Raw genomic sequence first — 25,743 nt, 5'->3', positions numbered from 1 at the left:
AGGCGATCGAGATTTGGTTGTTATCATGGTGGAAGGAAAAGTGGAAGAGCCTTTCGGAGAACTGGTGAAGGACTGGCTGGAGCAAGCGAGCGACGGCAAGAGAAAGAGGCTCGCTTTTCTTAGAGAAACCCTGCAGCTTGAGGATTCCGTAAATTTGGATTCCATTCGATATCAGCTGCTTCATCGTACCGCTTCGGCCTTGTTGGAAGCTATGAATCTGAATGCCAAGAAGGCAATCATGCTGGTTCACTCTTTTAGTCCGGCCTCCGCATGGCTAGAGGATTATGTAAATTTCGTCCGTCTATTCGGGTTGCAAGGCCAAACTAACCAACTCACCCCTTCTGTCCGTATTCATGAGGTTGAGCTATCCTTTGCATGGGTAAGCGAGAAAGCAAACAATTCACCATTTTAAGCAACCATTGCTTAAGATTGATAAAAAATCGCAATTTCTTATACATAACTATTAAGAACCTATAACATGTGGTATTCTGTAACTTGTAGGCTCTTAAAGTATGTATAAAAGGGTGTATAAATTATGGATGTATGTTACAACAAGCTTTTCAAGTTGTTGATTGATAAAGGAATGAAGAGAACAGAATTACGGAGAATGACCGGAATCAGTCCCAATACCTTGACGAAACTCTCGAACAATGAATTTGTTTCTATGGAGGTTCTTGTTAAGATTTGCCGTTCATTGGCTTGCGATATCGGGGATATCGTGGAGGTTGTGAATAAACCGGAGAATGAAGCTGTCGCACATGTTGCACTGAATGGTGACAAAGGATGAGAAAACAAGAATACAGTGCAGGAATGGTGAAGCTTTCGTTCTGGTTTTCTGAGTTTTGTAAGGTGATAAACCTGATCAATCAGGGGAAAACGTTGAAAGAGATTAAAGTGCTAAATTTAGAAGAAAATCTATTCGCGGCTCCCACACAAGATAGGGCAATACAAATATTTAATACAGTGTCCAATCGGGTAAAAAGTTTAGATCAGTCATTTTATTCGCTTTTTGAACAAAGTGATATAGCAACGCAGAAAATCATCAACCTCATTGCAATAATGAAGACAGACAGCTTATTCTTCGATTTCGTTTATGAGGTTTACCGGGAAAAGCTGATTATTGGAAGCGATGAACTGGCTGACAGTGACATCAGAATTTTCTTCAATAACAAGCAACTGCAAAGTGAGAAAGTTGCAAAATGGACCGATTACACCCTTAAGAGACTGGGCACCTGTTATAAGACAATGTTGATGGAAGCCGGTTTAACAGATCGTGCATCCGGGATCAGAAAGATTCTGAAACCAATATTAGATAAGACGCTGGAACAACATCTGAGGGATAAAGGCATGGAATTGATGGTTCATGCCCTGACAGGGGTGAGATAAGAATGGCCAGCTTGGAAGAAAGATTAGATATAGCGGAACGAATGATCCGCATGCCAAGTTTTCGCCAGAACAAAGGGCTTGGCAATGAAGTAGGTTACTATGTATTCGATTATCCGGCGGAGAAAGAACTGATTGTCAGGGAACGAATCGAGTACATGAAGGCTAAAAATTCCAAAGCAATCGATGGTTTTGAACTGGTTGTTTTTGACCTCTACGATATCATCATTGACATTCTTGAGCAGGAAGGCTTCATGGAACAGTGTTTTATGTTCGAAAAGAAAAAAGGGCTTGAACGAATCGTAAAATCAGTCGGAAATCTCCTCCAGATCAATGATGATGCCAGTCTAATCGTTCAATATATTCAAGAACGTACCCCGCAGGAAGCCGTGGTCTTCTTAACCGGAATCGGGAAATGCTATCCATTGCTAAGGTCACATAAGGTGTTGAATAATCTTCATCAGGCAATTGATCATGTGCCGGTGGTTATGTTTTACCCGGGTAAGTATGATGGACAGGAATTAATCCTGTTTTCGGAAATTAAAGACGATAATTACTACAGAGCATTCAGGCTTGTTGATTAGGGAGCTGATGGTATGAAGATCAAGGAAATGTTCGTTAGAGAAATCGATCGGGATATTAAGGGTGTCATCAAAGTTGGTCAAGGCGATGAAGAAAATATTAAGCAAGAACTTGAAGAATACGTTGTGACAAGAGAACTACAAAAGCACTTTGCGGATTTCTTCTCCAGTTATAAGAAAGGGATTAACGGGTACACCGATAAAATGGGTGTATGGATTTCTGGCTTTTTTGGCAGTGGTAAATCTCACTTTCTGAAAATCCTTTCGTACTTGCTCAGTAATAAGGAAGTGCAAGGAAAGAAAGCACTTGATTACTTCATAGAAGATAATAAAATTGCTGACCCAATGGTACTGGCAGACATGAAACTTGCTGCTAGTGTGCCAACGGATGTCGTTCTTTTCAATATCGATTCCAAGAGTGAAATGACCGGAAAACAGTCCAAAGATGCCATAGTCTCCGTATTTCTTAAGGTATTTAACGAAATGCAAGGGTTTTGCGGCTCCATTCCATTTCTGGCAGATTTGGAAAGACAACTTGTAGAAGAAGACCGCTATGAAGAATTTAAGAACCTATTTCAAAAGAATTTCGGCAAGCCATGGGAAGAATCCCGACATAAGTTTGATTTTATTCAAGACAGCATAGTGGAAGTATTGGCTGAAATGGGCTTTATGAGCGAGGTTGCTGCTCGAAACTGGTGCGAGAAAGCGACGGAACCGTACTCCATTAGCATTGAAAATTTTGCACGTCTGGTGAAAGAATATATCGACCGGAAGGGAAATAATCATCACATTGTATTCCTGGTGGATGAGATCGGCCAGTACATAGGGGATGACTCCAAGCTGATGCTTAATTTGCAAACGGTAACCGAGGATCTGGGGACGGCTTGCAAGGGCAAGGTTTGGATTGTCGTTACCAGCCAACAGGACATTGATTCCATTACCAAGACGAAGGGGAACGACTTCTCCAAGATTCAAGGACGATTCGATACCCGTCTGTCTCTTTCTTCAGCCAATGTCGATGAGGTGATCAAGAAGAGAATTTTGGATAAAAATACGACAGCTGAGCAGACGCTAAGATTGCTGTATGAACAGAAAGCTACCATTATCAAAAACCTGATTGTGTTCAATGACGGTATAGAAAAGAAACTGTACGCAGACGACTGCGACTTTGCAGCCGTTTATCCTTTTGTGCCTTACCAGTTCAATTTGCTGGGCAGCGTCCTGACCTCCATCAGAACTCATGGGGCTTCGGGCAAGCATTTGGCTGAAGGCGAGCGTTCCATGATTGCGTTGTTTAAGGAATCGGCGGTAAAACTGATGGATCGTCCAGCCGGTACATTGATCCCCTTTAATATGTTCTACGATGCGCTGCATCAATTCCTGGATCACAGTCATAAGGGTGTCATTAGCCGCGCAATGGATAACGATTATATTAACCCCGACAAGCTGGATGACTGTTTTGCTGTTAACGTACTGAAAACGCTGTTCATGATCAAATACGTCAAAGAGATTAAAGCCAACATTGATAATATTACCAGTTTAATGATCGCAGATATTGATACCGATAGAATGAAATTGAAAAAGCAAGTAGAGGAAGCATTGAAAATTCTCGCCAATCAAACATTGATTCAGAAGACTGGCGATATCTATGTGTTCTTGACCAATGAAGAACAGGAGATCAACCGTGAAATTGAGAGCCAGAATGTGGAGATGGCCGAAGTCATTGGCAAAGTTTCGGAGCTCATCTTTGATGACATATTCAAAGGTGAAAAATATCGTTACCCGGCCTTTAATGGCAGGTATAACTTTGCCTACAACCGATTTGTGGATGATCGTCCTTATAAATCGAACCAGAGCTACGATATCGGCATAAGAGTACTCACTCCGAGTACTGACTACAGCACCGATGAAACTACCTTGCGCATGATCTCAGGACAGGGGAGGGAAATTCTTGTCGTACTCCCCAATGATTCAGCCTTTCTGGATGAAATCAGGAGTGCTCTGAAAATCGAGAAGTATTTACGCCTTAACACCTCCAGCACACTGACGAAATTCGAACAGATCAAGGAAGCCAAGCGTGTTGAGATGCGGGAGAGAAATGGAAACGCCAAGTTATTTTTGATCGAATCCTTGAAGAATGCTGAGATTTATGTGAATGGGGATAAAGCTCAGATTTCTTCAAAAGACGTAACGGCAAGAATCAACGATGCACTGGGACGCCTCGTATCCACTGTATATCATAAACTTTCGTACATTGACACTCCCATGGGTGAAGCCAATATTCGGGCCTTGTTCAAGAGTGCAAACCAGCTTACCCTCACTCTGGAGGGCGCTACGCAACCGAATGTCCATGCCTTAAACGATATGCTTAGTTTTATTTCCAATAATTCTTCCATGCACATGAAGACATCCATGAAGAGTTTGATGGATCGTTTTATGAAGGCACCGTATGGTTTCGTGGAGGATGATGTGGAATGGCTCGTCGCCAAACTATTCAAGAACGGCGATATCTCGTTTACCGTTAATGGAACAAGTGTGACCTTGCTGAATAAATCGCATGAAGAAATTATCAACTACGTCACCAAGAGAGAATTTGTTGAAAAGCTGTTGACAGAGCGAAGAGAGAAAGCATCCGACAGCCAAAAGAAAGCTGTTCGCGAAGTCATGAAGGAATTATTCGGCGCCTCCAGCGTCAATGAAGATGATGATGCCATGATGCAGAGTTTCCAGAAGTACAGCAGGGATATATTGAATGAGCTGGATAAATTTGAAATCATGTACCAGGCAAAGTCATTCCCTGGACAGAAGGTTGTCGCTTTCGGAAAAAACTTGCTTCGTGCCATTCTTCAGATTCAGTCCCCGGCAGAGTTTTTCAAGAAGCTGCAAGCAGACCGGGACGATTACCTTGACTTTGCTGAAGACTACGAACCGGTCAAATTATTCTTTGACGGGGAACAAAAGAAAGTATTTGAGAAAGCTTTGAACTTAATGAAAATTTATGAGGAAAGTAAGACATTTATCGTAGATGAAAAAGTCGAACAAGTTGTTAATGAAATTAAAGCGATCCTGAAAAAAGAATCTCCTTATAGTGAAATTCCTAAATTGCCTGTATTATTGGATCAATTTACAGAGCTTTATGCGAAATTATTGCAGGATATGGAAGCTCCCGTGATCGCGGCGATAGAAGATGCCCGGAAACGAGTATTTGATGTATTGGATACAAAGGAATACAAGGACCAATTTACTAACCGCTTCCATCAGCTTTTCCTTGAAATTATGGAAAAGGCGAGAACATGCAACAATGTCGCGACTATGCAGAATATTAAGGTGGAAGCCGACGCATTGAAAGTTCGGCTGCTGAATGAATTATCAAAGAAAGATGAGCAAATTGCACGCGACAAGGTTAAGGAGGAAAGTGGAAAATATAATCAAAGCAGCACTGTGAATCCAGAGCCTATACCCCACCCGAAGATTAAGAAAAGAAAGAACATTAGTATTAAGAGTGTGAACCTTGCCGCTTCTTGGCAGATTGAAACCCCGCAAGATGTTGACAAATATATAGCCGCGCTTAAGGAACGGATTCTGAAAGAGTTGGACGCAGATACCATCATCAATATTGAGTTCTAAGGGAGACACTGCAGATGAATAAGACCGCAATTAAAAACTTTGCCATATGGGCAAGAAAGAAGCTCATTGCAGAGATCACATACAAGGCAGGACTAATGGGAGTTACGGAGAAGGGGATTAAGAATCCCCTCCCGCAATCAACGAAAGATGTTCAGTTTTTTGACATTGGGGCAATGGAACCTTATTCGATCACCGGTGTGGAAATTGCACAACGCAAACAACTGGTTGATCTTATACAAAAAAAAGAAAAACAGTCTGATTATAAAACTGCTTATAATAGCGTCATTGAAGAGGTTGCCTATACATGGTTTAACCGCCTCATTGCTGTGCGGTTTATGGAAGTGAACGATTATTTACCGTCTAGAATCAGGGTTTTATCTTCGGAGAGCAGTTCCAAGATCGAACCGGACTTGGTGACTTCTCCTTTTGATGCAGACCTGGATTATACGCCTTTTGAGAAAGATCGAATCATTCAGCTGAAAAATGAGAATAAGCTGGATGAGCTTTTCCGGATGCTATTTATCAAACAGTGCAATGCCTTGAATGCTATACTGCCGGAGTTATTTGAGAAAACCAACGACTATACCGAAATTCTGATGAACGTGTCTTTTACCGACAAGGATGGCGTTGTCTATCGTTTGGTTCACGACATTCCTGAGGATGACTTCAATGTGGAAAAAGAGGGTCAGGTCGAGATCATTGGCTGGCTATATCAGTACTACAATACCGAGCCGAAAGACGAAACCTTCGCCTTGCTGAAGAAGAACGTCAAGATTACGAAGGAACGTATTCCCGCGGCTACTCAGCTATTTACCCCTGACTGGATTGTTCGTTATATGGTTGAGAACAGCTTGGGTCGTCTTTGGATTGAAGGTCACCCGAATGACCAACTAAAGGCGAATTGGAGGTACTATTTAGACGAGGCTGAGCAGGAGCCGGAAGTTCAGGCGCAACTGGATGCGGTCCGGGAAGTGTACAAGAACATCAAGCCGGAAGATATCAAGGTCATTGATCCATGCATGGGCAGCGGCCATATTCTGGTATACGCTTTTGATGTACTTATGCAAATTTATAAGAGCTATGGATACAGCCAGCGTGATGCTGCAAAAAGTATCCTAGAAAACAATTTATATGGTTTGGATATAGACAATCGTGCTTATCAACTGGCTTATTTTGCTGTGATGATGAAAGGTAGACAATACAACCGCCGTATTCTAAATGGTGAAACCAGATGCAACGTCTATGCGATTCAGGAAAGTAATGGGATTAATCGTGCACAGCTTAAATATTTTGGACAAGGTATTAGTGAGCCGGATCGAAATACTGCCATGAGCCAGTTGGAATATTTGCTGGATACACTGTGTGATGCCAAAGAGTATGGATCCATCCTGAACTTTGTTAACCTAAATTGGGAGCTTCTTTATCATTTTATCGAGAAAGTGGATATTAATGGGCAAATGACGTTGGAAACCATTGGCTTGGAGGAGACCCAGAAGCAATTACGTCAGTTGTTGAAGATTGCTGTTGTAATGGCGCAGAAATATGATGTGGTTGTAACGAATCCGCCTTACATGGGAGCTAATGGGATGGGGGTTAAACTTTCAGATTTTGTTAAGGAAAAATATTCCGATACGAAATCCGATATGAGCACGGTTTTTATGGAAAGAGCACTTAATATGTGTAAACCAACAGGTATGATTTCAATGATAAATATTCCTGTGTGGATGTTTTTATCGAGTTATGAAAAATTAAGAGAAAATATCATTTCGTCCAATTGTTTCATCAATATGGTTCATTTCGGTAGAGGTGTTTTTGGGTCTGATTTTGGAACAACTGCATTTGTAATTAGTAAAATGAGAATACCATACTACCGTGGTGTTTATCGAAAATTGTATTTAAGGCAAGGTGCAGTGGATTCAGTTGAAGAAAAAGAAAGAATGTTTTTTAATGGAACGGGATATTTCTTGGCAAAGCAGGAGGATTTTACCTCAATTCCCGGAATGCCAATAGCATATTGGGTAAAGAATAAAGATTTATTTACACTCGGAACTCCTTTGGAACAAATAGCAAATCCACGTCAAGGAATGAAAACACTCAATAATGATTATTTTATTAGAAATTGGTATGAAGTAGCTATTTCTAACATTGGATTTGGAATCGAGTCAGTAGAAAGTGCTTTAAAATCCCAAAAAAAATGGTTTCCTCTCAATCATGGGGGAGAATTTCGAAAGTACTATGGTAATAATATTGAAGTGGTCAATTGGTACAATGATGGAGAAGAAATGAAAGAATTAGCAATTCAAAAATATAATTCAATAACAAGAACTATAACAAATATTTCCTCATACTTTAAGGAAGGAATTACATGGACAGTAATATCTTCTGCTTCAACATCTTTTAGGCGGTACTATAAGGGATTCATGTTTAGCAACAGTGGACAATCTATTGTGCCTGATACAACTGATAATTTGGATTATTTAACAGGTTTGCTTAACACAAAGATAGTTCAATACATTTTGGCTGTTTTATCTCCAACACTGGGATTTGAGTCAGGATATCTAAAAAAGATACCTATCCGAATTGATGAAAAGTACAAACCGATAGTTGAAAGAATAACTAGAATCAATATTGGCATTTCTCGAATGGACTGGGATTCGTTTGAAATTAGCTGGGATTTTTCTCGCCATCCATTTTTATCCTATAAGACTTTTAACAACCGTCTTACGGATGCCTATGCTGCATGGGAACAATTTACTAATAATCAGTTTGAACTGTTAAAGGCTAACGAAGAAGAACTGAATAGCATTTTTATTGAAATTTACGATCTAGAAGGCGAACTGATTCCGGAAATTGAAGACAAAGACATAACAATCAGCAAAGCCGATCTAAGTCGTGACGTTCGCTCCTTTCTTTCCTATGCCGTCGGCTGTATGTTTGGCCGTTACAGTCTTGATGTAGAAGGATTGGCCTATGCTGGTGGCGAATGGGATGATAGCAAATACAGCACCTTCATCCCGGATAAGGACAATGTTATTCCGATAACGTATGAACAATACTTTGAAGATGATATTGTTGGCTTGTTCTGCGCGTTCCTGAAAAAATCATTTGGATCGGATACATTGGAAGAAAATCTGGACTTCATCGCCAAAGCACTTGGCAACAAAGGTAATACTTCTAGAGAGGTCATACGGAATTACTTCTTGAAAGATTTCTTTAAAGATCATTGCAAGATTTATCAAAAGCGTCCGATCTACTGGCTCTTTGACAGTGGAAAAGAAGACGGCTTCAAGGCCTTGATCTACATGCACCGTTATAACGAGGATACAATCGGCAATTTGCGTATTGACTATCTTCACCGAATGCAGCGTGTCTATGAGAGCGAGATCGCGCGGATGCAGGACACGATTGACAACAGCAATAATGCACGAGAAGTGGCCGCGGCAACCAAACGGAAAGAAAAACTGACAAGGCAGCTGAAAGAAACAAAGGAATATGACGAGAAGATCGCCCACCTGGCTCTTGCACGTATTTCCATTGATCTGGACGATGGTGTGAAAGTCAATTATGATAAAGTACAGACAGGTATAGACGGCAAGAAGCTGGATGTGCTGGCGAAGATTTGATGAACCACGAAAGGGGCGGGTCGGATGGCAGAACTGAATTTGAAACAGATTGCCGACAAGCTGAATGCTGAGTTCACTGGCGATACCCGCAAGCTGGTATTCTGGTACGACGATAAGGCTGAATTTGCTGACGATATTCATACATTGCAAATGACTAATGCCAAGGTGTATCACTTGGAACCGGACAACCAGTTCTATACAAAATACTTTCTGGAACGGTTGGATCGAACGACGAATTATTTGATTTATGCACCGTTCCCCAAGCCGCCGGTTCGGGATAATCATCTGGCTGATACCATCAAGTATTCCAAAGAATTCTTTGCAGATCGCGCTTCTCTGCTCACCGTTGATCTTGGAATTGATGAGAAGTATAAGCCACTCATTCAGAAATACATCAAGTTCTTTGGGGCAAAAGACAGAACCCAACGATTTTATGATCTTGAGATTGAGAATTTTACCAGAGATACGATCGAAATAGCACTGATGAGCGTACTCTGTAAGACACGAACAGCTTCCTTTGAGGAAGTTGTTCGTGTCGTTTTGACTGATGCTGATTTGGAAGATAACAAATTTCTTGCAGAATTTGAGAAATACGATCTCCTTCCTGCTTTCTGGAGGCTTTGCGAAGATCAATTTGGCTACACGGATGTGAAACCGACGGTTGAGAAACTTGTCGTTACCATGTTCGTGACCTACATGGAGCGATATATGGATGCTGAGCTTCCTAAGGCCTGGAAGAGCTTTGTATCTTATAAGTCCGGCAATATCATTGCTTTCTTGGATAATCTGATGAATAGCCTGCTTTACCGCGGCAGATATAACGAGCTTTCCGAGTATGTGGCCGTAGGATTGAATGCTGCTTCCGCGTTGGAAGCTGTAAGTCCGGAAGATTTGTTGCGATGCGATACATTTGCTTTTATTGACCGAATGATCATCCACTGGATCACCGAACGGCTCCTGGCTGAGGATACCGGTGCTAAGCTGAATGGCATGACCATCCCGATGGTATGCCAGGAGCGAAGCAAAATGCATTTTGGAGAAACCTACAAAGAACAGTATCAGCTTTTGGAACATGCCTATTACCTGATTCTTCAAGCAAATTATAACTGTCCCGATGATTTCATAGGGATTGTCAATCAATACCGTGAGTCAGATTACCTCATTGATACCCATTATCGAAATTTCTATTCTTGTTTCGACAAGCTCAAAGATAGTACTGCTTTTGAACGCCTGCGCGATCTGATCGAGAACATCTATACCAATGAATACCTGGCCGAAATCATCCCCAAGTGGAATGCGGCTATTATTAACGATGAATCGATGACGGTACTGCCGCTGCAAAGAGATTTCTATTCCAAGTATATTCGTAACAGTAAGGAGCGTGTCGTCGTCATCATATCTGATGCCATGCGCTATGAGACAGGCCGTACGCTTTGGGCGAGATTACAGGATGATGAGAAATGCTCAGCCAAGCTCGAAGCCATGCTTAGTGTGCTGCCGTCCTACACAAGACTTGGTATGGCTGCACTTCTGCCACATAGAGCTTTGGAAATGACGGATGATTACCGTGTACTGGTTGATGGCGCATCTTGTGATGATCTGAAACAACGTGAAGGTGTGCTGCAACGCTATAATCCAAACAGCCGCTGCATTCAATATGACGACCTCAAAGCGATGAAAAGGGATGCTATCCGCCAGTTATTTGTGGGGATGGAAGTCATTTATATTTATCATAATCAAATTGATGCCCGCGGTGATAAAGCCAATACAGAGAATGAGGTTTTTATTGCTTGTGAGGAAGCTATAAATGAAATTCATGATCTGATTCGACAACTCACGGATCACGTTAGTGCTACTCATTATATCGTCACCGCGGATCACGGTTTTATCTACAAGCGTGACAAGCTGCAGGAAAGTGATAAGCTTGCCAATAGCGCGGAGAAAGGTTCGTTTATTAACCGTCGATTTATTGTATCCGATAAGGAAATTCAGGGGGATGGCATTGGTTCTGTACCCTTAAGTAGAATACTTGGCAATCATGATACCAAGGTGGTGTCTTTCCCGATCAGTTCTAATGTGTTCAAGGTAGCTGGCGGTGGTCAGAACTATGTACACGGAGGATCATCTCCACAGGAAATGATTGTTCCAGTGTTGGATATTAAAACGGAAAAAGGGCATAAAGAAACTCGTACCGTTCAGATTGCGCTGATCAGTATGGTCCAGAAAATTACGAACCTGATTACGACACTTGACTTCATTCAGAACGAGCCGATTAGTGATGTCTTAAAGGGAACAAGTTTTAAGATTTTATTCATATCCGAAGACAACGAAAAGATTTCTAACGAGAACATTTATATTGCTGATAAAAAAGACGCTGATCCGCAGAAACGAATGTTCCGCCTTCGATTTAACTTTAAAAATAAACAGTACGATAAGTCGAAGCGGTATTATCTTGTCGCTTTTGATGAAACAAATGACTTGGAAGTCCTTCGCCATGAGGTAATGATAGATATTGCCTTTGCGAATGACTTTGGATTTAATGTGTAGGACGGTGATCATGTGAGCGACGACGTTCAACATGGGACGGAAGGCCAATCAGAAATGATTGAAAAGCTGAAAACCTATTTCTCTGGGAAAATTGTAAGGAAAGACCTGACCAAGAGAATCAAAGAAGGAGCCAACGTACCAGTTTATGTATTGGAATATTTGCTCGGGATGTACTGTTCATCTATGGATGAAGAGGAGATCGAAGCAGGGGTAGTCAATGTAAAGCAAATCTTGGCCGAAAATTATGTGCGTCCGGATGAAGCGCAGAAGATTATTTCCAAGCTGCGCGAGCGTGGCAGTTATACTGTGATTGATAAGGTATCTGTCAAATTAAATTATAAGAATGACGTCTATGAATCCGAATTTTCCAATCTCGGAATTAAAGGGGTTCCTATTGCAGAAACATACGTTTCCGACTATGAGCGACTACTCTGCGGGGGTATTTGGTGTATTGTCCAGTTGGAATATTTTTATGATGAAGCCGACAAAAATCGGTGCCCGTTCATTATCCGTAAGCTGACACCCATACAGATGCCAAGTTTAGATATTGAGGAGGTCAAGGCAGCGAGAGCAAATTTCACCGACGACGAATGGATTGATCTTGTTCTTAGAAGCACTGGGATGGAGCCCTCTCAGTTTAGTAAGCGGGTAAAATGGCTGCATTTGGCTAGATTGATTCCTTTAATCGAAAACAACTATAACCTCTGTGAACTCGGTCCGAGAGGAACGGGAAAGTCGCATATTTACAAGGAAATCAGTCCCAATAGCATTCTCGTTTCCGGCGGTCAGACTACTGTGGCCAATTTATTTTATAACATGAGCAATAAGACAGTAGGGCTGGTTGGTTTATGGGATTGTGTCGCTTTCGATGAAGTTGCGGGGATCAAGTTTAAGGATCAAGACGGCGTTCAAATTATGAAGGACTATATGGCTTCCGGTTCGTTCGCAAGGGGCAAGGAAGAAAAGAACGCTTATGCATCCATGACGTTTGTCGGAAATATTAATCAAAGTGTTGATGTTGTCCTAAAAACGTCACATCTCTTTGACCCGTTCCCGGATACAATAGCTAACGACTCTGCTTTCTTGGATCGTATCCATTGCTATATCCCTGGTTGGGAAATTCCTAAATATCGCCCCGAATATTTTACCGATGACTATGGTTTTATTACGGATTACTTTGCGGAAATCATGCGAGAGCTTCGGAAGATATCGTATGGCGATGCATACGAAAAGTACTTCAAGCTCGGAAACAATTTGAATCAGCGCGATGTCATTGCAGTGAAAAAGACGGTGTCCGGGCTAATCAAGTTGATTTATCCTAACGGTCAATTCACTAAAGATCATGTTGAAGAAATTTTGAGATTCGCCTTGGAAATGCGCCGAAGAGTAAAAGAACAGTTGAAAAAGATCGGCGGCATGGAATTCTACGATGTGAATTTTTCTTATATTGATCATGAAACTTTTAATGAGGAATTTGTTCCTGTTCCGGAACAGGGCGGCGGCAAACTAATCCCAGAGGGTATGGGCAAGCCCGGACATATTTACACGGTCTCGCATGGAAAGTCTGGCATGATTGGTGTCTACAAATTGGAGATGCAAATGACCTCCGGTTCCGGGAAATTTGAGAAAACCGGTCTTGGATCGGATCGTGAAGCCAGGGAAGCTGTGGATACGGCGTACCGCTATTTGAAAGCGAATGGCAAGAACATCAGCGGTTCAATTAGCACGACGACAAAGGATTACCTCTTGCATGTACAAGATATGAACGGTATTGGAATGACGAAACATCTGACCTTACCGGCTTTAGTGGCAATTTGTTCTGTGGCTTTGAATAAGCCTGCTCTAAGTTCATCTGTAGTACTGGGCGATTTAAGTATCGGCGGCACCATTATGAAAGTCGAAGAACTGGCAAACACTTTACAAGTTTGTTTGGACAGCGGGGCAAAAAAGGTCTTGATCCCGATAACGTCTGCGGTTGACCTTGGATCTGTCCCGTCCGAATTGATTGGTTGCTTTAATATTATTTTCTACCAGAGTGCGGAAGATGCCGTATTTAAGGCATTAGGGGTAGAGTGAACAAGTGACACAATATTTTGTCGAATTTTAGTTTGCCAAATCTATGAAACTATGATATTATAATTTTGCCTTGCAGACCTGCTGTAAGGGTTGGAGATTGAAGTCAAGGGTCTGGCGAGCAGTAGCACGCACAAGACACACTGACATAGTTCACTGGTGGACACGAACTCACACATCAACCAACAAGCACTCCACATTGAACACGCCTCCTCAACTATCATAGCATAGTTGTTCATGCGTAATGTACGGGTGGCTGCAATACAATTACATCATACCTGCCAACTTAGGGATGCTACCCCCCCGTGTTGGCAGGTATTGCACTTTATGGGGGAATTTATGACTGTGGATGAGTGGAAGAAAAAGGTGAAATTCCGAGGCTATGCCCATTTCGATAGAAAAATAACCATTAATGAAGCATGGGATTATATCTCTGATCCACTAAAAATAAAAACTCATGGATTTCTTCCTTTTATCCACCATACATTGAAAATTACGAAGTATAGTAAATCCAAAGGTAAGAGTACCAAAAACCGTGAAATTTGTTATTCCGCACACAAGGATCGGTATATCTATCAGTACTACGCTTATCTATTAAATGAAGAATATAACAAAAGAGTATCTATTGACGGTCTTGATCAATGCTCGATTGCGTATCGCAACAATCTGCACATGAATAATATTCATTTTGCTAAACAGGCTTTTGACAAAATAAAAGAACTTAAAGAATGCTATGTCGTTATCGGGGACTTTAAAAACTTTTTCGACAGCCTTGACCATCAATACTTAAAAAAACGAATGTGTCAGCTGCTTCAAAAAGATAAGCTTCCTAACGATTATTATGCGGTATTTAAAAACATCACTAAATATTCAACATGGGAATTATCCGACCTTTTGAAAGAAAATGGGCATTTGTTAAATCTTTCTGGAATTAAGCGACTAAACAAACAAGATTTGGCGATACCTTGGAGTAAATTTAAGGCCTTAAAGAAGGACATGGTTACTCCAAATAAAAAATCGTTCGGCATTCCTCAAGGATCGGCAATAAGTGCTGTGTTGTCAAATATATACATGCTTGACTTCGATGCTAAGATAAATTCATATGTTACTTCCAAAGATGGAATGTATATGAGGTATAGCGATGATTTTATTGTTATCCTTCCAAAAGATAAGGCGTTACCATTGGAACAAGAACTTGCCTTCTTGATGTCAATCATACATGCAACACCGTCATTGGTGTTGGAGCCTGATAAAACCCAACTTTTTGAATGCAGTATAGGCAACATAGACTCATTTGAAATCCGCGATGCTTTATTATGTATGACAGGAAAAAAGAAAATTGATTACTTAGGTTTTTCTTTTGATGGGAATGCTGTAACTATTAGGGATAAGACCATTTCGAAGTATTATAATAAGTTGAATCGAAATATAAAGAAGATTCTGAGAAGCAAAGATGATCCAAAAACAAAAGTAATCATTAAAAGCATACGCCTCTATCGAAAATTTGGATATCATGAGCATGAGGATAGCAAGGATTTAAAAAAAGGAACTTCCTTAGTTATGTGGATAGGGCCGAACGAATATTCGGTCCTGATGAGCGAGTTAATGTAGTTAAGGCAAGACACATTCAGATGATAAGAAAAAAAATGAGAAATCATGAAAGACGATCATAGTGGTCGTCTTTTTTTGTGCGAATTTACATAAACAAGGACTTAATGCCTATATTGTCGAATTATCAATAAAGGGATTTTATTCCACAGGAACGTATATTCGATGACAACCTATTGTCTAATCATTATGTTTTAATTTAATCAGTAGATATTAGCAATGGAGGGATCAGGTATGGCATTTCTGAAATGCTCGGAATGCACCAATATGCTAAAGGCAATTCAAATTTCCAATAAAATCAGCCAAGTTGGGGAGCAACGATTACTTGAATATTCGCCAACCGGGATTAAATGCTCAGACTGGATTCCCGTAATTGAAAATCTCCGAGGATTCGCAGAAGGAATTTACTGTCCGTCTTGTTTTGCTATCGTTCCTCTAGAGAAAGAAGAATTTGTACTATGTGAGGATAACCGAATTCCTGGCGTCGTAAGTCATGAATTTTCATCAGAAGATGTACTGGATAAGCTGAAGAAGTTGGCCGAGGAAGAGGCCGCTGAGATTTATGTACATACACTTCCTGCCAAAGAGGCAACTTTTGCAAATATTCCTGAATCTACACCGGAGCCCATTAAGGACGCCTTATATCGAATGGGAATTAAGCAGTTATATTCACACCAAGCAGAAACGGCCGATGCAGTCCATTCTGGTTCTAATGTTGTCTTGGTCACTTCAACCTCATCCGGAAAGACGTTGTCCTATAACCTGCCGATTCTTAGTCGTTTATATAACCATCCCGAAGAACGTGCGTTATACATATTTCCAACCAAAGCGTTAGCAAATGATCAGTTGGATCAAATTAGGCGTTTTGGCTTACTACAGGCGGAGAATCCTTCTTCCCTGGATGAGTGGTTTGAGACCCAGTTGCATTTGGGAGATCGTCTGATTCATATTGGTCGGCTGGATGGGGATACCGAGAATGGGCCGCGGCAGCGAATCATGGAAAAAGCACAGGTATGGATGACGAATCCGGATATGATTCATTACTCCATTCTCGGGCAAGTTCAGAAGGTGAAGTACGCGACCGCGCACCACATTCGAAATTATCTGCGGAATCTCAGATTTATTGTGCTTGATGAGATGCATATGTACCGCGGCACATTCGGAAGTCATGTCGCATTAGTACTCAGACGACTGCTTAAGGTTTGCCGAGAGCTTGGTAATGCACACAAAATCCAGATTATCACGAGCTCAGCAACGATTGAGAACCCTGCTAGATTAGCAGAGGATCTTACGGGGCTAAGTGGCTTTAACCTCATTAATACAGATGGTTCCGCCCATCAGAAGAAGGGAATCGTCCTCTGGAATCCTGGCATGTCTGCCGACGAACAAGTCCGCCGCGCGCCTTCTACCGATGCGATTACGATGGCGAAACAAATTATGACTGTGGATCAGAAGGTGATTAAGAGCATTATTTTTCAGCCTTCTCGCAGCCAGACGATGGTATTTACCCGTTATATCAAAGACGTATTGCGCCAGCCTCTCCGACTACCTAAGGAGAAAGTGGACGGAGAGAAACTCGCGGCTTTTTATACTGGAATCCTACCGAATGATACCCGGAAACGAATTATTGAGCGGCTCAAGTCCCACGATATTCATGTCATTATTACGACCAATGCCCTTGAAGTCGGGATTGATATCGGTGATCTGAGTCTCGCCGTTCTTGTTGGTTATCCCGGATCGAAAGCGGCATTCTCCCAACAGATCGGACGTGTTGGCCGCAAAGGCGAGGGTGTTGCCATACTGATCTGGCAGGATGAACCGCTTCAGCAGTATTACATGCGTAACCCGCTTGAATTTATCCATAAAGCTCCCGAGGTAGTTAGGATTAATCCAACAAATTACAAGTTGTTAGCCATGCACATCCCGTTACTAAGAGAAGAGCTCGGGAGAGAAGTCACGAAGGAAGACTTGCAGGACATGTTTCCTGGATTACTCGAAGATTATATTGAGACTGTACTGCAAGTAGCTGCAACAGCTAACGATGAGGCGACCGTTGATGACAAGTTTAGTCTTCGATCAATGTCTGGTAAAAATTACAGCGTAACCATTCGGGGACAAAATCAAACGATAGTAGACAGTTTGGATGAGTGGAGTGCTCTTCGTGATTTTTATGAAGGCGCGATCTATTGGACTCCTGGAGAGAAAGGCTATCGAGTAGACTCTATCAATCGCAGAAAAGGTGAAATTATTGTATTGCCTATTCAGGAACTAACCTATTACACTCAATCTACTTATCGCGATATCATCGATATTATGCAGACTTATCAGAAGCAACACATCGAAGGAATCGATATGGCTTATGGTGAACTGGAGATTAAGCGGAGTGTCTTCGGTTATAAAAAAGTTTACTTCGGACAGAAGCATGAGTCTGAGCAGGTTCAATTGGATCATCCGTCCGTCACCCGATTCACTCCGGAAGGAATGTGGGTTACACTAACGGATTCTCAATGGAGCCAATTGAAAAATGGCATTCAGGAGTTAGCGGATGAGGGCAGATCCATCGACTTATTGGCTGAAGCTTCCCTTCACGCTGCAGGTCACGCTATGACTTCGGTTATTCCTGACCTCATTATCTGCGACGCTAATGATTTTACAGGGTTTTCGGCGAGCGGGATGACGGCTTTTGCCAATAGACCTGTTATCGGCTTCTATGGCGAGAACGGGTCCGGTCTCGGGACCATCGAAGCGATCTATGAGAAACTTCCGCAAGTGCTTCGAAAGGCTCTTGAACTTATTGAGAGCTGCCCTTGTGCCGAAGGATGTCCTAGCTGCGTGCAGCTCCCAGGTAAAGGGAATATTGAATTGTTCAAACCTGGAGCCAAAATGCTGCTGAAGATTTTGATAGAAGGGATCGATTAAGAATGCCTGTAATCTGTTCCGCTTGCGGAGGCCAAAGACCTTACGGGGACTTCATTCAAATCAGCTATAAGGCGGATCCAAAGGGCTATTACCGTAAGATCCATCAACGGGCAAACGGGATTCGAGTTTCAGAATGGCGCTCCCTTGAACCCGATACGGAGTCCTATATAAACAAACCATCCGGCGTTTATTGTTCACATGATAGACATTCAATCTTGGACGACATGCTGACACCGGAAGAAATGGAATTGCTCACAGACCGAAGACTTCCTGTTCAACATGTATTCGATAGTGAAAAACTCGTCCAGAATTTGCTCGAACTCGGAACTCGTATTCGAAGTGACGTCCACGTGCATCAAATTGACGCCAACCAAGGCGCTTATGCTGACCAAATCCTTATGCCCAGTTGGCTGCAGCGGAAGCTTCATTCTCTGGGGATTAATAAACTGTATGAGCATCAAGGGGAAGCTATACAGAACATCCGTGAAGGCAGAAATGTCGTTCTCTGCACGAAAACCGCATCTGGAAAATCATTGGCGTACAATGTTCCCATCATCGAAAAATTGGTTGCTGATCCGAATGCCTGTGCGCTTTATTTGGCCCCGTTCAAGGCATTAGTCGAGGACCAGTACGCTCACTTGAAAAAATGGGCTGATGATGTAGAAGAGCAGGGGAATCAAATCTCGCTTAATGGATTTTCTCGATTCTCTGTTAATGGACAGCAATTATCCGTTGGGGTTCTCCACGGGCAACGTAACGTTCCAGAGCATATGAGAAAAGATCAGGCATCTAGCTTCGTGTTCTCTGAGGGGCGCTATTGGCTGACCAACGTACACTATCTGCATTTAATTCTTCAAGGTGCAGGTTCGCCTAAGGGAAAAGGCCCTGGGCTGTTGCGCTTTCTGCAAAATCTTCGGTTTGTCGTTATTGATGAGCTTCATCAATACTCAGGCTTGTTAGGTTCAAAGGTTTCTTTGGTCCTTCGCAGATTAAGAATGTTATGTGACAGGTTGGGAAATAAAAACGTCCAGTTTATTGCCTGCTCGGCTACAATTGCTAATCCAAAGTATCTAGCTGAAGAATTAACAGGAATGCGTGGAATGAAAGGATTTCATGAAATATCGGGAGTACAAGCGCCAGTAAAGAAGAAAGCGATTTTGATGTGGAATCCGGGCTTATCAGACGATGAGCAAAAGAAAAGGGCCGTTGTTTCCGATCTCTATGAGATTCTGCGCACGATCTACAAGGATGGAAGATGGCCGAGAAGTATCATTTTCACAAGCAACCGCCAGCAAGCCCAGCTTTTAAGTCGTGAATTAAACATGATATTGCGCAGCCATCTTCATGATCATGGAGGGCTTTCGGCAGACGAACCACATGAGTTTTTTCTGCCGTACCATGCATACCTCACGCAAGAAGTTAAAGAACGAACCATACAAAAACTTGAGCAAGGCGAGATCCTTGGAGTGGTCACTACTAGCGCCCTAGAGGTCGGAATTGATGTGAAGTGTCTGGATGTATGTATCTTACTCGGATACCCTGGCTCCCAGGCTTCCTTTTGGCAGCAGGCTGGACGAGTGGGACGCAGCAGAGACGGTGTGGTGATTATGATGCTTCAGGAAGAGCCATTGCAGCAATACTTTGCCCACAATCCTGAAGAATTCTTTAAGCTCCCGCCTGAATCAGCAGCGATTAATACAACGAATCCCAAGCTATTAAAGGAGCATCTCGCATACGCAGCTCACGAACTGGGAGGAACGTTGACCAATGCTATGAATTATGTTCGCTCTTCGGCGCTTCGCAAGGTGGTTGCGGAAGCAAGCGACCAGTGGCAGCAGATCGAAGGAAAACTCCTCTATCATGGTGAAACGCCAAGATATCAAACTTTGTTTACAATGGGGGCTACTTATACGGTTGTAACCAAGAACGGCTGGAATGAGGACATCTTGTTTCAAAGTGTAGATGAGCGTTCCTTAATAAGAGATTATCACGTGGATGCAGTATTTCTGGGACCTGACAATCGTACCTTCTATAAGGTCAAGTGGGTCAATAACAGGCAACGCAAAGTGGTTGTAGAGCCAGTAAGAACGGATTACCATACTCGCGGAATTGTTCGTGATAGCATTGAAATCCATGATATAACCAATCCTCTGATAAGTGACGCGGCGATCAAATCCAATCTTGGAAACATCATCGTAAAACGAAGTACATTTGGCTACAAAAAAATCTACAATCACGGCGCAACGCCTCCAGAAACTGTGCAATTAACAAACACATATCCTGTCAGTTTCCAAACAGAGGCATTTTGGCTGATGTGGGACCACCAAGGAAGGGATGAACTTAAGGGTCTGCTCAAGGATGTGCAGAATTGCGAGTCCATTGACTTGGAGAACTTGGTTGAGGGAAGCCTTCATGCCGTTGAACATGCCATAGCTTCGGCGATACCGGCTGTTGTAAGGTGCAGTATGGCCGATTTTCAACACACTTCTTTTTATTCTGGCTCTGCCTTATTTGGAATGCCCGGGATGTTCTTCTATGACAGCCAAGCAGGAGGAGGTTCGGGGATACTCGAGGTTGTCGCTGAAAAGTTCGGGGTTCTATTGGAGAAAGCCCAACTGATCATTAGCAGCTGTGGTTGTTCGGACGGCTGCCCATCCTGCATTCAGCTGTTTCATTGTGAGAAGCAGAATGAGCCGCTGCATAAGGCTGGGGCTTTGCTGGTTCTTAATCACCTGCAAAAATATCCGGTTTGCAACCATTCATGAGAAACTGATCTTTGAAATTGAAGGGAGGAAACCGTGTCCATGACTTTAATCGATAAGGCAATTGAGTTTGCTGCCGTTGCACATCGGGAACAGCGCCGAAAAGGCACAGAGATACCATACATTAGTCATCCTTATGCTGTGGGCATGATTTTGCAGCGGGCAGGTTGTTCGGAGGAAGTTGTCGCGGCTGGAATTTTGCATGACACGTTGGAAGATACCGATACAACGGAGGAGGATTTACTGGCCTTCTTCGGTCCTAAAGTATTGGAAATCGTAAAAGGCTGCTCAGAACCGGACAAAGGTGCATCATGGGAGGAAAGAAAGCAGCATACGCTCGATGAACTTAAACATGCAACCGTTGCTATTCGGCAGACGTCCTGTGCAGACAAACTACACAATATTCGTTCGATTAAGAGGGACTTGAAGCAGTACGGTGAGGAGGCATGGTCTCGTTTCAAACGAGGACGTGATAGTCAGGAATGGTACTATAAGGGGCTGGTGGAAGGCCTCGGGTACAAATCACGGTTTAAGTTGCTTGAAGAGTCCCGAAATATGAGGCAGACTTCGATCGTCTAGCTAACTATTTGGTGGAACGCGGGATCGAGTTTCAGTCGAATAGTGAAGGGCCAATCATCCTGATCGGCTTCTGCACAGCGCTGATGCAGCTATTGAACTTATATCCGCATGAGATTTATCATCATTTCAATAAATGAAATCGAGGAGATCCAATATGAGCAAAGTATATTTCGGCAAGTTTGACAGTAGAAGACCGCATCAAATCCAAGAGAAGTATTACGCCGCCGGCGCCAAGGAGAGTACCTGGTACGGAGGGATCGAACCGGGGGATTTCGTGTTTGTGGTGACCAATGCCAACGTAATTGCGTTATGGAAAGTGAGGGAATATGGGCATAAGGTAAATCCTATTAATCCGTCGGATACAGGTGTTGTTTTTTTCGAAGAAATCAAGCGGTTTCCGCATCCTGTACCCGTCGTGCAATTTATTAAAAGTCCATATTTCAATTTGGATCTCAACTTGCTTAATAAAATTAACAAAGCTACTCCAGGTCACGGTTTCTTTCCCATTGAGACAACCTCGGCGTTTCCCATGGAAAACTGGGATCAGCTTTCTTTTACATCGGTTCGTCGTTATTACGTCACACTAAGTTCTCAACTCCCGCCAGTTGCAGAAAACGACATCATGGTTGTAATCGACAATCTCGTAACATCAAGAATAGTCGGGATATTGGAATGGAAGAATGGACAATCCCAACCTTATGCCAGTTTGCAGAAACTGTACGAGGACAAAAATTCCGTCAATGAACGGTATACATTGCTACAGTTGCTTGAATTTGCCGAAGAGGAAGCGCCGATTAAACGTAACTATTTGAAAAGCGTCCTGAATGAATTGGAAAAGCAAGGTTATTTTGTAGTGGATAATCCTATTCGCCTTTATGACAACGTCTTGGTTGGCCGCCGCAAGACACCGATCAGCAAACCGAATATGGAAGTTGGAACTGATGGGAAAACGCCAATCACGCATGCGTTAGAATCTTCGGATGTCGAGGACGCGCCGGAATTGTTTGAACAATACCGTGCGTATGCTGAGTTGCTGGATTTCAACCCCAATTTGATTTTATACGGACCGCCGGGAACAGGGAAGACGTTCGCTACGAAGAACATCATTGAAGCGTTTGAGTATACATTCAGTAAAAGATATATCCCGTTCGTCCAAGTTGAACGGGAAGAACGGGTACGTTTCATCACTTTCCACCAGTCCTACTCGTATGAGGAATTTATTGAGGGTATTCGCCCCCAATTGGAAGAAGACATGAAGCAAGACGAAGCAGGTGGTGAGATTCGGTACCGCGTGGAGCCTGGCGTTCTGAAAAAGATGGTGGAAGACGCGTCAGCACAAATTATCAAAGCGGAATCTGAGTCCTCCGGTATTTCGGGAGCCGAGTTCATACATTCGGGATCCCGGGTCTGGAAAGTATCGCTCGGCCGCCGCAACAGCGATCACATTTACAACCAATGTAAAGCGGGCAAACAAATAGCGGTCGATTTTCTCGATCACATCGACCTTACAGACAAATCATATGACGAAATTTATTCCTTGCTTGAGAATGAGCGGGATGATGGGGCTCAAAAGCCTACAATGGATGCCAATACGCTAGATACTCTCATTAACCAAATGGAACGAGGTGATATCGTATTTGTCTATGATGGCCCTCGGACGATTCGGGATATTGGTGTGATAACAGGGGATTATGCTTACAGAAAGGGACATGTGGCGCCACATGTCCGGCCGGTTGCGTGGTTGAAAGAATTTACGGACCCCGCGGATATTTACGATATGAACGGCGGAGTAAGTCTTACTCTCAAAACGATTTACGAGCTTCCCCGAATTCACATGTCCGACGTTCAGAAATTGATCGGTATTTCCAACGATATAAATAAAACGGTTAAGACACAGCAGCATCAGCAAAAACCATACTATTTGATCATCGATGAAATCAACCGAGGTAACATCTCTAAAATCTTTGGCGAACTGATAACATTGATTGAAAAGGACAAAAGGCAAACGGTCAGCACGATCTTGCCCTATTCCAAAAAGCCTTTCTCGTTGCCTAGGAACCTGTATATTATCGGTACGATGAATACTTCCGATCGATCGATCGCGATGCTGGATACCGCGCTAAGAAGACGGTTCGTATTCGCGGAAATGGAACCAGATTATGCGGTTTTCGAACAAAATACAGCAAAAGTGGGCTCGGTGGAACTCGCAAGTCTTTTGCGCAGCCTTAACGAAAAAATATCGGAGAAGCTGGATCGAGACCATCGGATCGGCCACGCCTATTTGATGGATGTTTTAACGATCGATGATCTTTTTAAGAGCTGGTATTATAAAATTTTGCCATTAATCGCTGAATACTTCTACAACGATGTCGCTGCTATTCAGTCGGTTGTTGGAACCAAGTTCTTCGAGAAATCCGGAAGCATGCGGTTCTTAAGCACGCAGCCTTCCGATAAAGATACGGTTTCCGACTTCGAGAAGGCCTTGTTGACCCTCTATAAAGGAATAGAAGACTGATGCCGAAACTCATCACCGTCTTTGAAGACAGGTATTCGTTGGAACCAATCTCGAATGAACATAGGATGGAATTATCTTCGTTGGAGTCCATTTGGGGAAGGCAAAATATTAGCTTCAGTGTAGATAACCGAGTGCTGCTAAGGAAGTATGTTGGATTTATCGCCACTCCTTCCTTGCAGCTACAGATTCTGCCCAAACTTTATGAAGATGCGGCATCCGCTGAAGACTTCGAAGAGGAAAAACGTTCGTCCGTTCGGATGCTGTTCCGTTTGCTGGCATCTAGCGGGTTCCTTTCAGTCAAAGATATTCCGGAACCTCAACTTATAGCGGCTATGAACGGAGATTTGCTGGAGATTTTCATTCACATTTTCATTAAGAGGTTCTTGGAACTCTTTCAGAAGCAAATTCATCGTCAATATGAAGATTTTGAGGGCAACCTGGCCTTCATTAGAGGAAGGATCCTTTTTCAGCGGCAGTTGCTCAGGAATGGGGGATTTAAGCATAAGCATTATGTTAGTTATCAGGAATTCACGGAAGACAATCTGCTTAACCAAATCATTAAAGCCACAATGATTTCACTTAGAACATTGACGAAAAACGAGGAAAACAAAACTAGTTTGAGCCATGCGCTTTTGCTTTTAGAGGATATTTGTCCCATCCGGCTTACCGAATCGATGTTCCAAAGAGTACGATTCAATCGGTTAAACGAAGACTATCGGCCGGTGTTTGAACTCGCTAAGATGTTTTACCTTAACCGTCAACCTGGGGTCCATGCGGGCGACGAGCGTACCTTTACCTTTTTGATCCCATTGAATCAATTATTTGAGTTCTCGTTATATCAATGGTTGGATAAGGGGTTATCTTCGGATGATTGGGTGGTCCGTTATCAGACGCCACAACGTTACTTGGATGCTGAAAAAGAGGTTTTTCTGCTCAGACCCGATATTACAATCGCATGCAGCCGAGCAGGATCAGACACGCCAATCGAAATGATTGTAGATGCGAAATATAAAAATCCCATTTCTGAAGAGAATACTCGACTTTCGGAGTCGGATGTTTACCAAATGTTGGCCTATGCAGTCCGTTATCAATGCAATCGGTTGTTTCTGGTATACCCAGTTTTCCGTGCGAATAAATATTTCCAGAATCCGCTAGCAACCTATTTGATACATAACGGAAATCAGGAGATCCGGATATCAGCTCTTCATATTGACATTGCTTCCGAAGACCTGGATCAAATACAAAAAGAGTTCATAAAGTTAATATGCCATTTTTTTGAGAGTTAAGAAGGGAGCATGAAATGAAAGTTCCGGAAGAGGCTAGTCCTTATGAGATACGAGAACTAGCCGAGCAACAGTGACCTTTGCTATTATTGATTTCAAAGCACATCCACTATATAATAAATTTGTTCCTTCTATCGCTTCTGTTCCCAACGGAAGCCTAATGAGTGGCCATCCTCTGGCCCAAATCATGTCCTCGCGGGACAGTTGATTGATACCATTTCCTCGAGCCAGGTGCTTTCGGTA

At 42.7% G+C, this 25,743-nt stretch carries 13 protein-coding genes and 1 pseudogene; all 14 read left to right on the top strand.

Annotation, left to right across the window (positions count from 1 at the left end; all coding sequences use genetic code 11):
* Positions 1–10 precede the first annotated feature (10 nt).
* A pseudogene (locus KI367_RS11400) lies at positions 11–412 on the top strand (DUF6946 family protein); the annotation flags it as partial.
* Positions 413–535: 123 nt separating this feature from the next.
* A complete protein-coding gene (locus tag KI367_RS11395) occupies positions 536–787 on the top strand; it encodes a helix-turn-helix domain-containing protein (protein ID WP_212949702.1) in 252 nt (83 codons plus the stop codon).
* Entirely contained in the window at positions 784–1,386 is a 603-nt protein-coding gene (locus KI367_RS11390) for a DUF1819 family protein (RefSeq protein ID WP_212949700.1), read from the top strand. Before KI367_RS11395 ends, KI367_RS11390 begins: the two co-directional genes overlap by 4 nt.
* Before the next feature lie 2 nt (positions 1,387–1,388).
* On the top strand, positions 1,389–1,967 hold the full coding sequence (locus KI367_RS11385; protein WP_212949698.1) for a DUF1788 domain-containing protein: 579 nt from the start codon (positions 1,389–1,391) through the stop codon (positions 1,965–1,967).
* A gap of 12 nt (positions 1,968–1,979) precedes the next feature.
* Positions 1,980–5,591, top strand: coding sequence for a BREX system P-loop protein BrxC (brxC, locus tag KI367_RS11380; RefSeq protein WP_212949696.1), 3,612 nt, complete (start codon positions 1,980–1,982; stop codon positions 5,589–5,591).
* Between the two features lie 14 nt (positions 5,592–5,605).
* A complete protein-coding gene (gene pglX, locus KI367_RS11375; protein WP_212949694.1) occupies positions 5,606–9,214 on the top strand; it encodes a BREX-1 system adenine-specific DNA-methyltransferase PglX in 3,609 nt (1,202 codons plus the stop codon).
* A gap of 24 nt (positions 9,215–9,238) precedes the next feature.
* On the top strand, positions 9,239–11,761 hold the full coding sequence (gene pglZ / locus KI367_RS11370; protein WP_212949693.1) for a BREX-1 system phosphatase PglZ type A: 2,523 nt from the start codon (positions 9,239–9,241) through the stop codon (positions 11,759–11,761).
* Between the two features lie 54 nt (positions 11,762–11,815).
* A complete protein-coding gene (gene brxL, locus KI367_RS11365) occupies positions 11,816–13,837 on the top strand; it encodes a protease Lon-related BREX system protein BrxL (protein ID WP_212949744.1) in 2,022 nt (673 codons plus the stop codon).
* A gap of 324 nt (positions 13,838–14,161) precedes the next feature.
* Positions 14,162–15,445, top strand: coding sequence for a reverse transcriptase/maturase family protein (locus tag KI367_RS11360; protein ID WP_212949691.1), 1,284 nt, complete (start codon positions 14,162–14,164; stop codon positions 15,443–15,445).
* Positions 15,446–15,676: 231 nt separating this feature from the next.
* The gene (locus tag KI367_RS11355; RefSeq protein WP_212949689.1) at positions 15,677–18,361 is read left to right on the top strand and encodes a DEAD/DEAH box helicase; all 2,685 of its coding nucleotides are present in this window, start codon (positions 15,677–15,679) and stop codon (positions 18,359–18,361) included.
* Between the two features lie 224 nt (positions 18,362–18,585).
* Positions 18,586–21,126, top strand: coding sequence for a DEAD/DEAH box helicase (locus KI367_RS11350; protein ID WP_246536850.1), 2,541 nt, complete (start codon positions 18,586–18,588; stop codon positions 21,124–21,126).
* A gap of 39 nt (positions 21,127–21,165) precedes the next feature.
* Entirely contained in the window at positions 21,166–21,702 is a 537-nt protein-coding gene (locus KI367_RS11345; protein WP_028537358.1) for an HD domain-containing protein, read from the top strand.
* A gap of 154 nt (positions 21,703–21,856) precedes the next feature.
* A complete protein-coding gene (locus tag KI367_RS11340; RefSeq protein WP_212949685.1) occupies positions 21,857–24,217 on the top strand; it encodes a DUF8426 domain-containing protein in 2,361 nt (786 codons plus the stop codon).
* Positions 24,217–25,503 carry an McrC family protein gene (locus KI367_RS11335; protein ID WP_023554867.1) on the top strand — a complete coding sequence of 429 codons (1,287 nt, stop codon included), beginning with the start codon at positions 24,217–24,219 and terminating at the stop codon, positions 25,501–25,503. The genes KI367_RS11340 and KI367_RS11335 overlap by 1 nt, the downstream gene beginning before the upstream one ends.
* The last annotated feature ends 240 nt before the right edge of the window (positions 25,504–25,743 follow it).

Source organism: Paenibacillus cookii (assembly GCF_018333375.1).
Lineage (GTDB): Bacteria > Bacillota > Bacilli > Paenibacillales > Paenibacillaceae > Paenibacillus_AQ > Paenibacillus_AQ cookii.
This window is presented reverse-complemented; position numbering and strand designations above follow the sequence as displayed.

Bases quoted from the DNA above. Each gene is read 5' to 3' on its own strand.
- KI367_RS11395 (WP_212949702.1), top strand. From the start codon at position 536: ATGGATGTATGTTACAACAAGCTTTTCAAGTTGTTGATTGATAAAGGA.
- KI367_RS11390 (WP_212949700.1), top strand. From the start codon at position 784: ATGAGAAAACAAGAATACAGTGCAGGAATGGTGAAGCTTTCGTTCTGG.
- KI367_RS11385 (WP_212949698.1), top strand. From the start codon at position 1,389: ATGGCCAGCTTGGAAGAAAGATTAGATATAGCGGAACGAATGATCCGC.
- brxC (WP_212949696.1), top strand. From the start codon at position 1,980: ATGAAGATCAAGGAAATGTTCGTTAGAGAAATCGATCGGGATATTAAG.
- pglX (WP_212949694.1), top strand. From the start codon at position 5,606: ATGAATAAGACCGCAATTAAAAACTTTGCCATATGGGCAAGAAAGAAG.
- pglZ (WP_212949693.1), top strand. From the start codon at position 9,239: ATGGCAGAACTGAATTTGAAACAGATTGCCGACAAGCTGAATGCTGAG.
- brxL (WP_212949744.1), top strand. From the start codon at position 11,816: ATGATTGAAAAGCTGAAAACCTATTTCTCTGGGAAAATTGTAAGGAAA.
- KI367_RS11360 (WP_212949691.1), top strand. From the start codon at position 14,162: ATGGGGGAATTTATGACTGTGGATGAGTGGAAGAAAAAGGTGAAATTC.
- KI367_RS11355 (WP_212949689.1), top strand. From the start codon at position 15,677: ATGGCATTTCTGAAATGCTCGGAATGCACCAATATGCTAAAGGCAATT.
- KI367_RS11350 (WP_246536850.1), top strand. From the start codon at position 18,586: ATGCTGACACCGGAAGAAATGGAATTGCTCACAGACCGAAGACTTCCT.
- KI367_RS11345 (WP_028537358.1), top strand. From the start codon at position 21,166: ATGACTTTAATCGATAAGGCAATTGAGTTTGCTGCCGTTGCACATCGG.
- KI367_RS11340 (WP_212949685.1), top strand. From the start codon at position 21,857: ATGAGCAAAGTATATTTCGGCAAGTTTGACAGTAGAAGACCGCATCAA.
- KI367_RS11335 (WP_023554867.1), top strand. From the start codon at position 24,217: ATGCCGAAACTCATCACCGTCTTTGAAGACAGGTATTCGTTGGAACCA.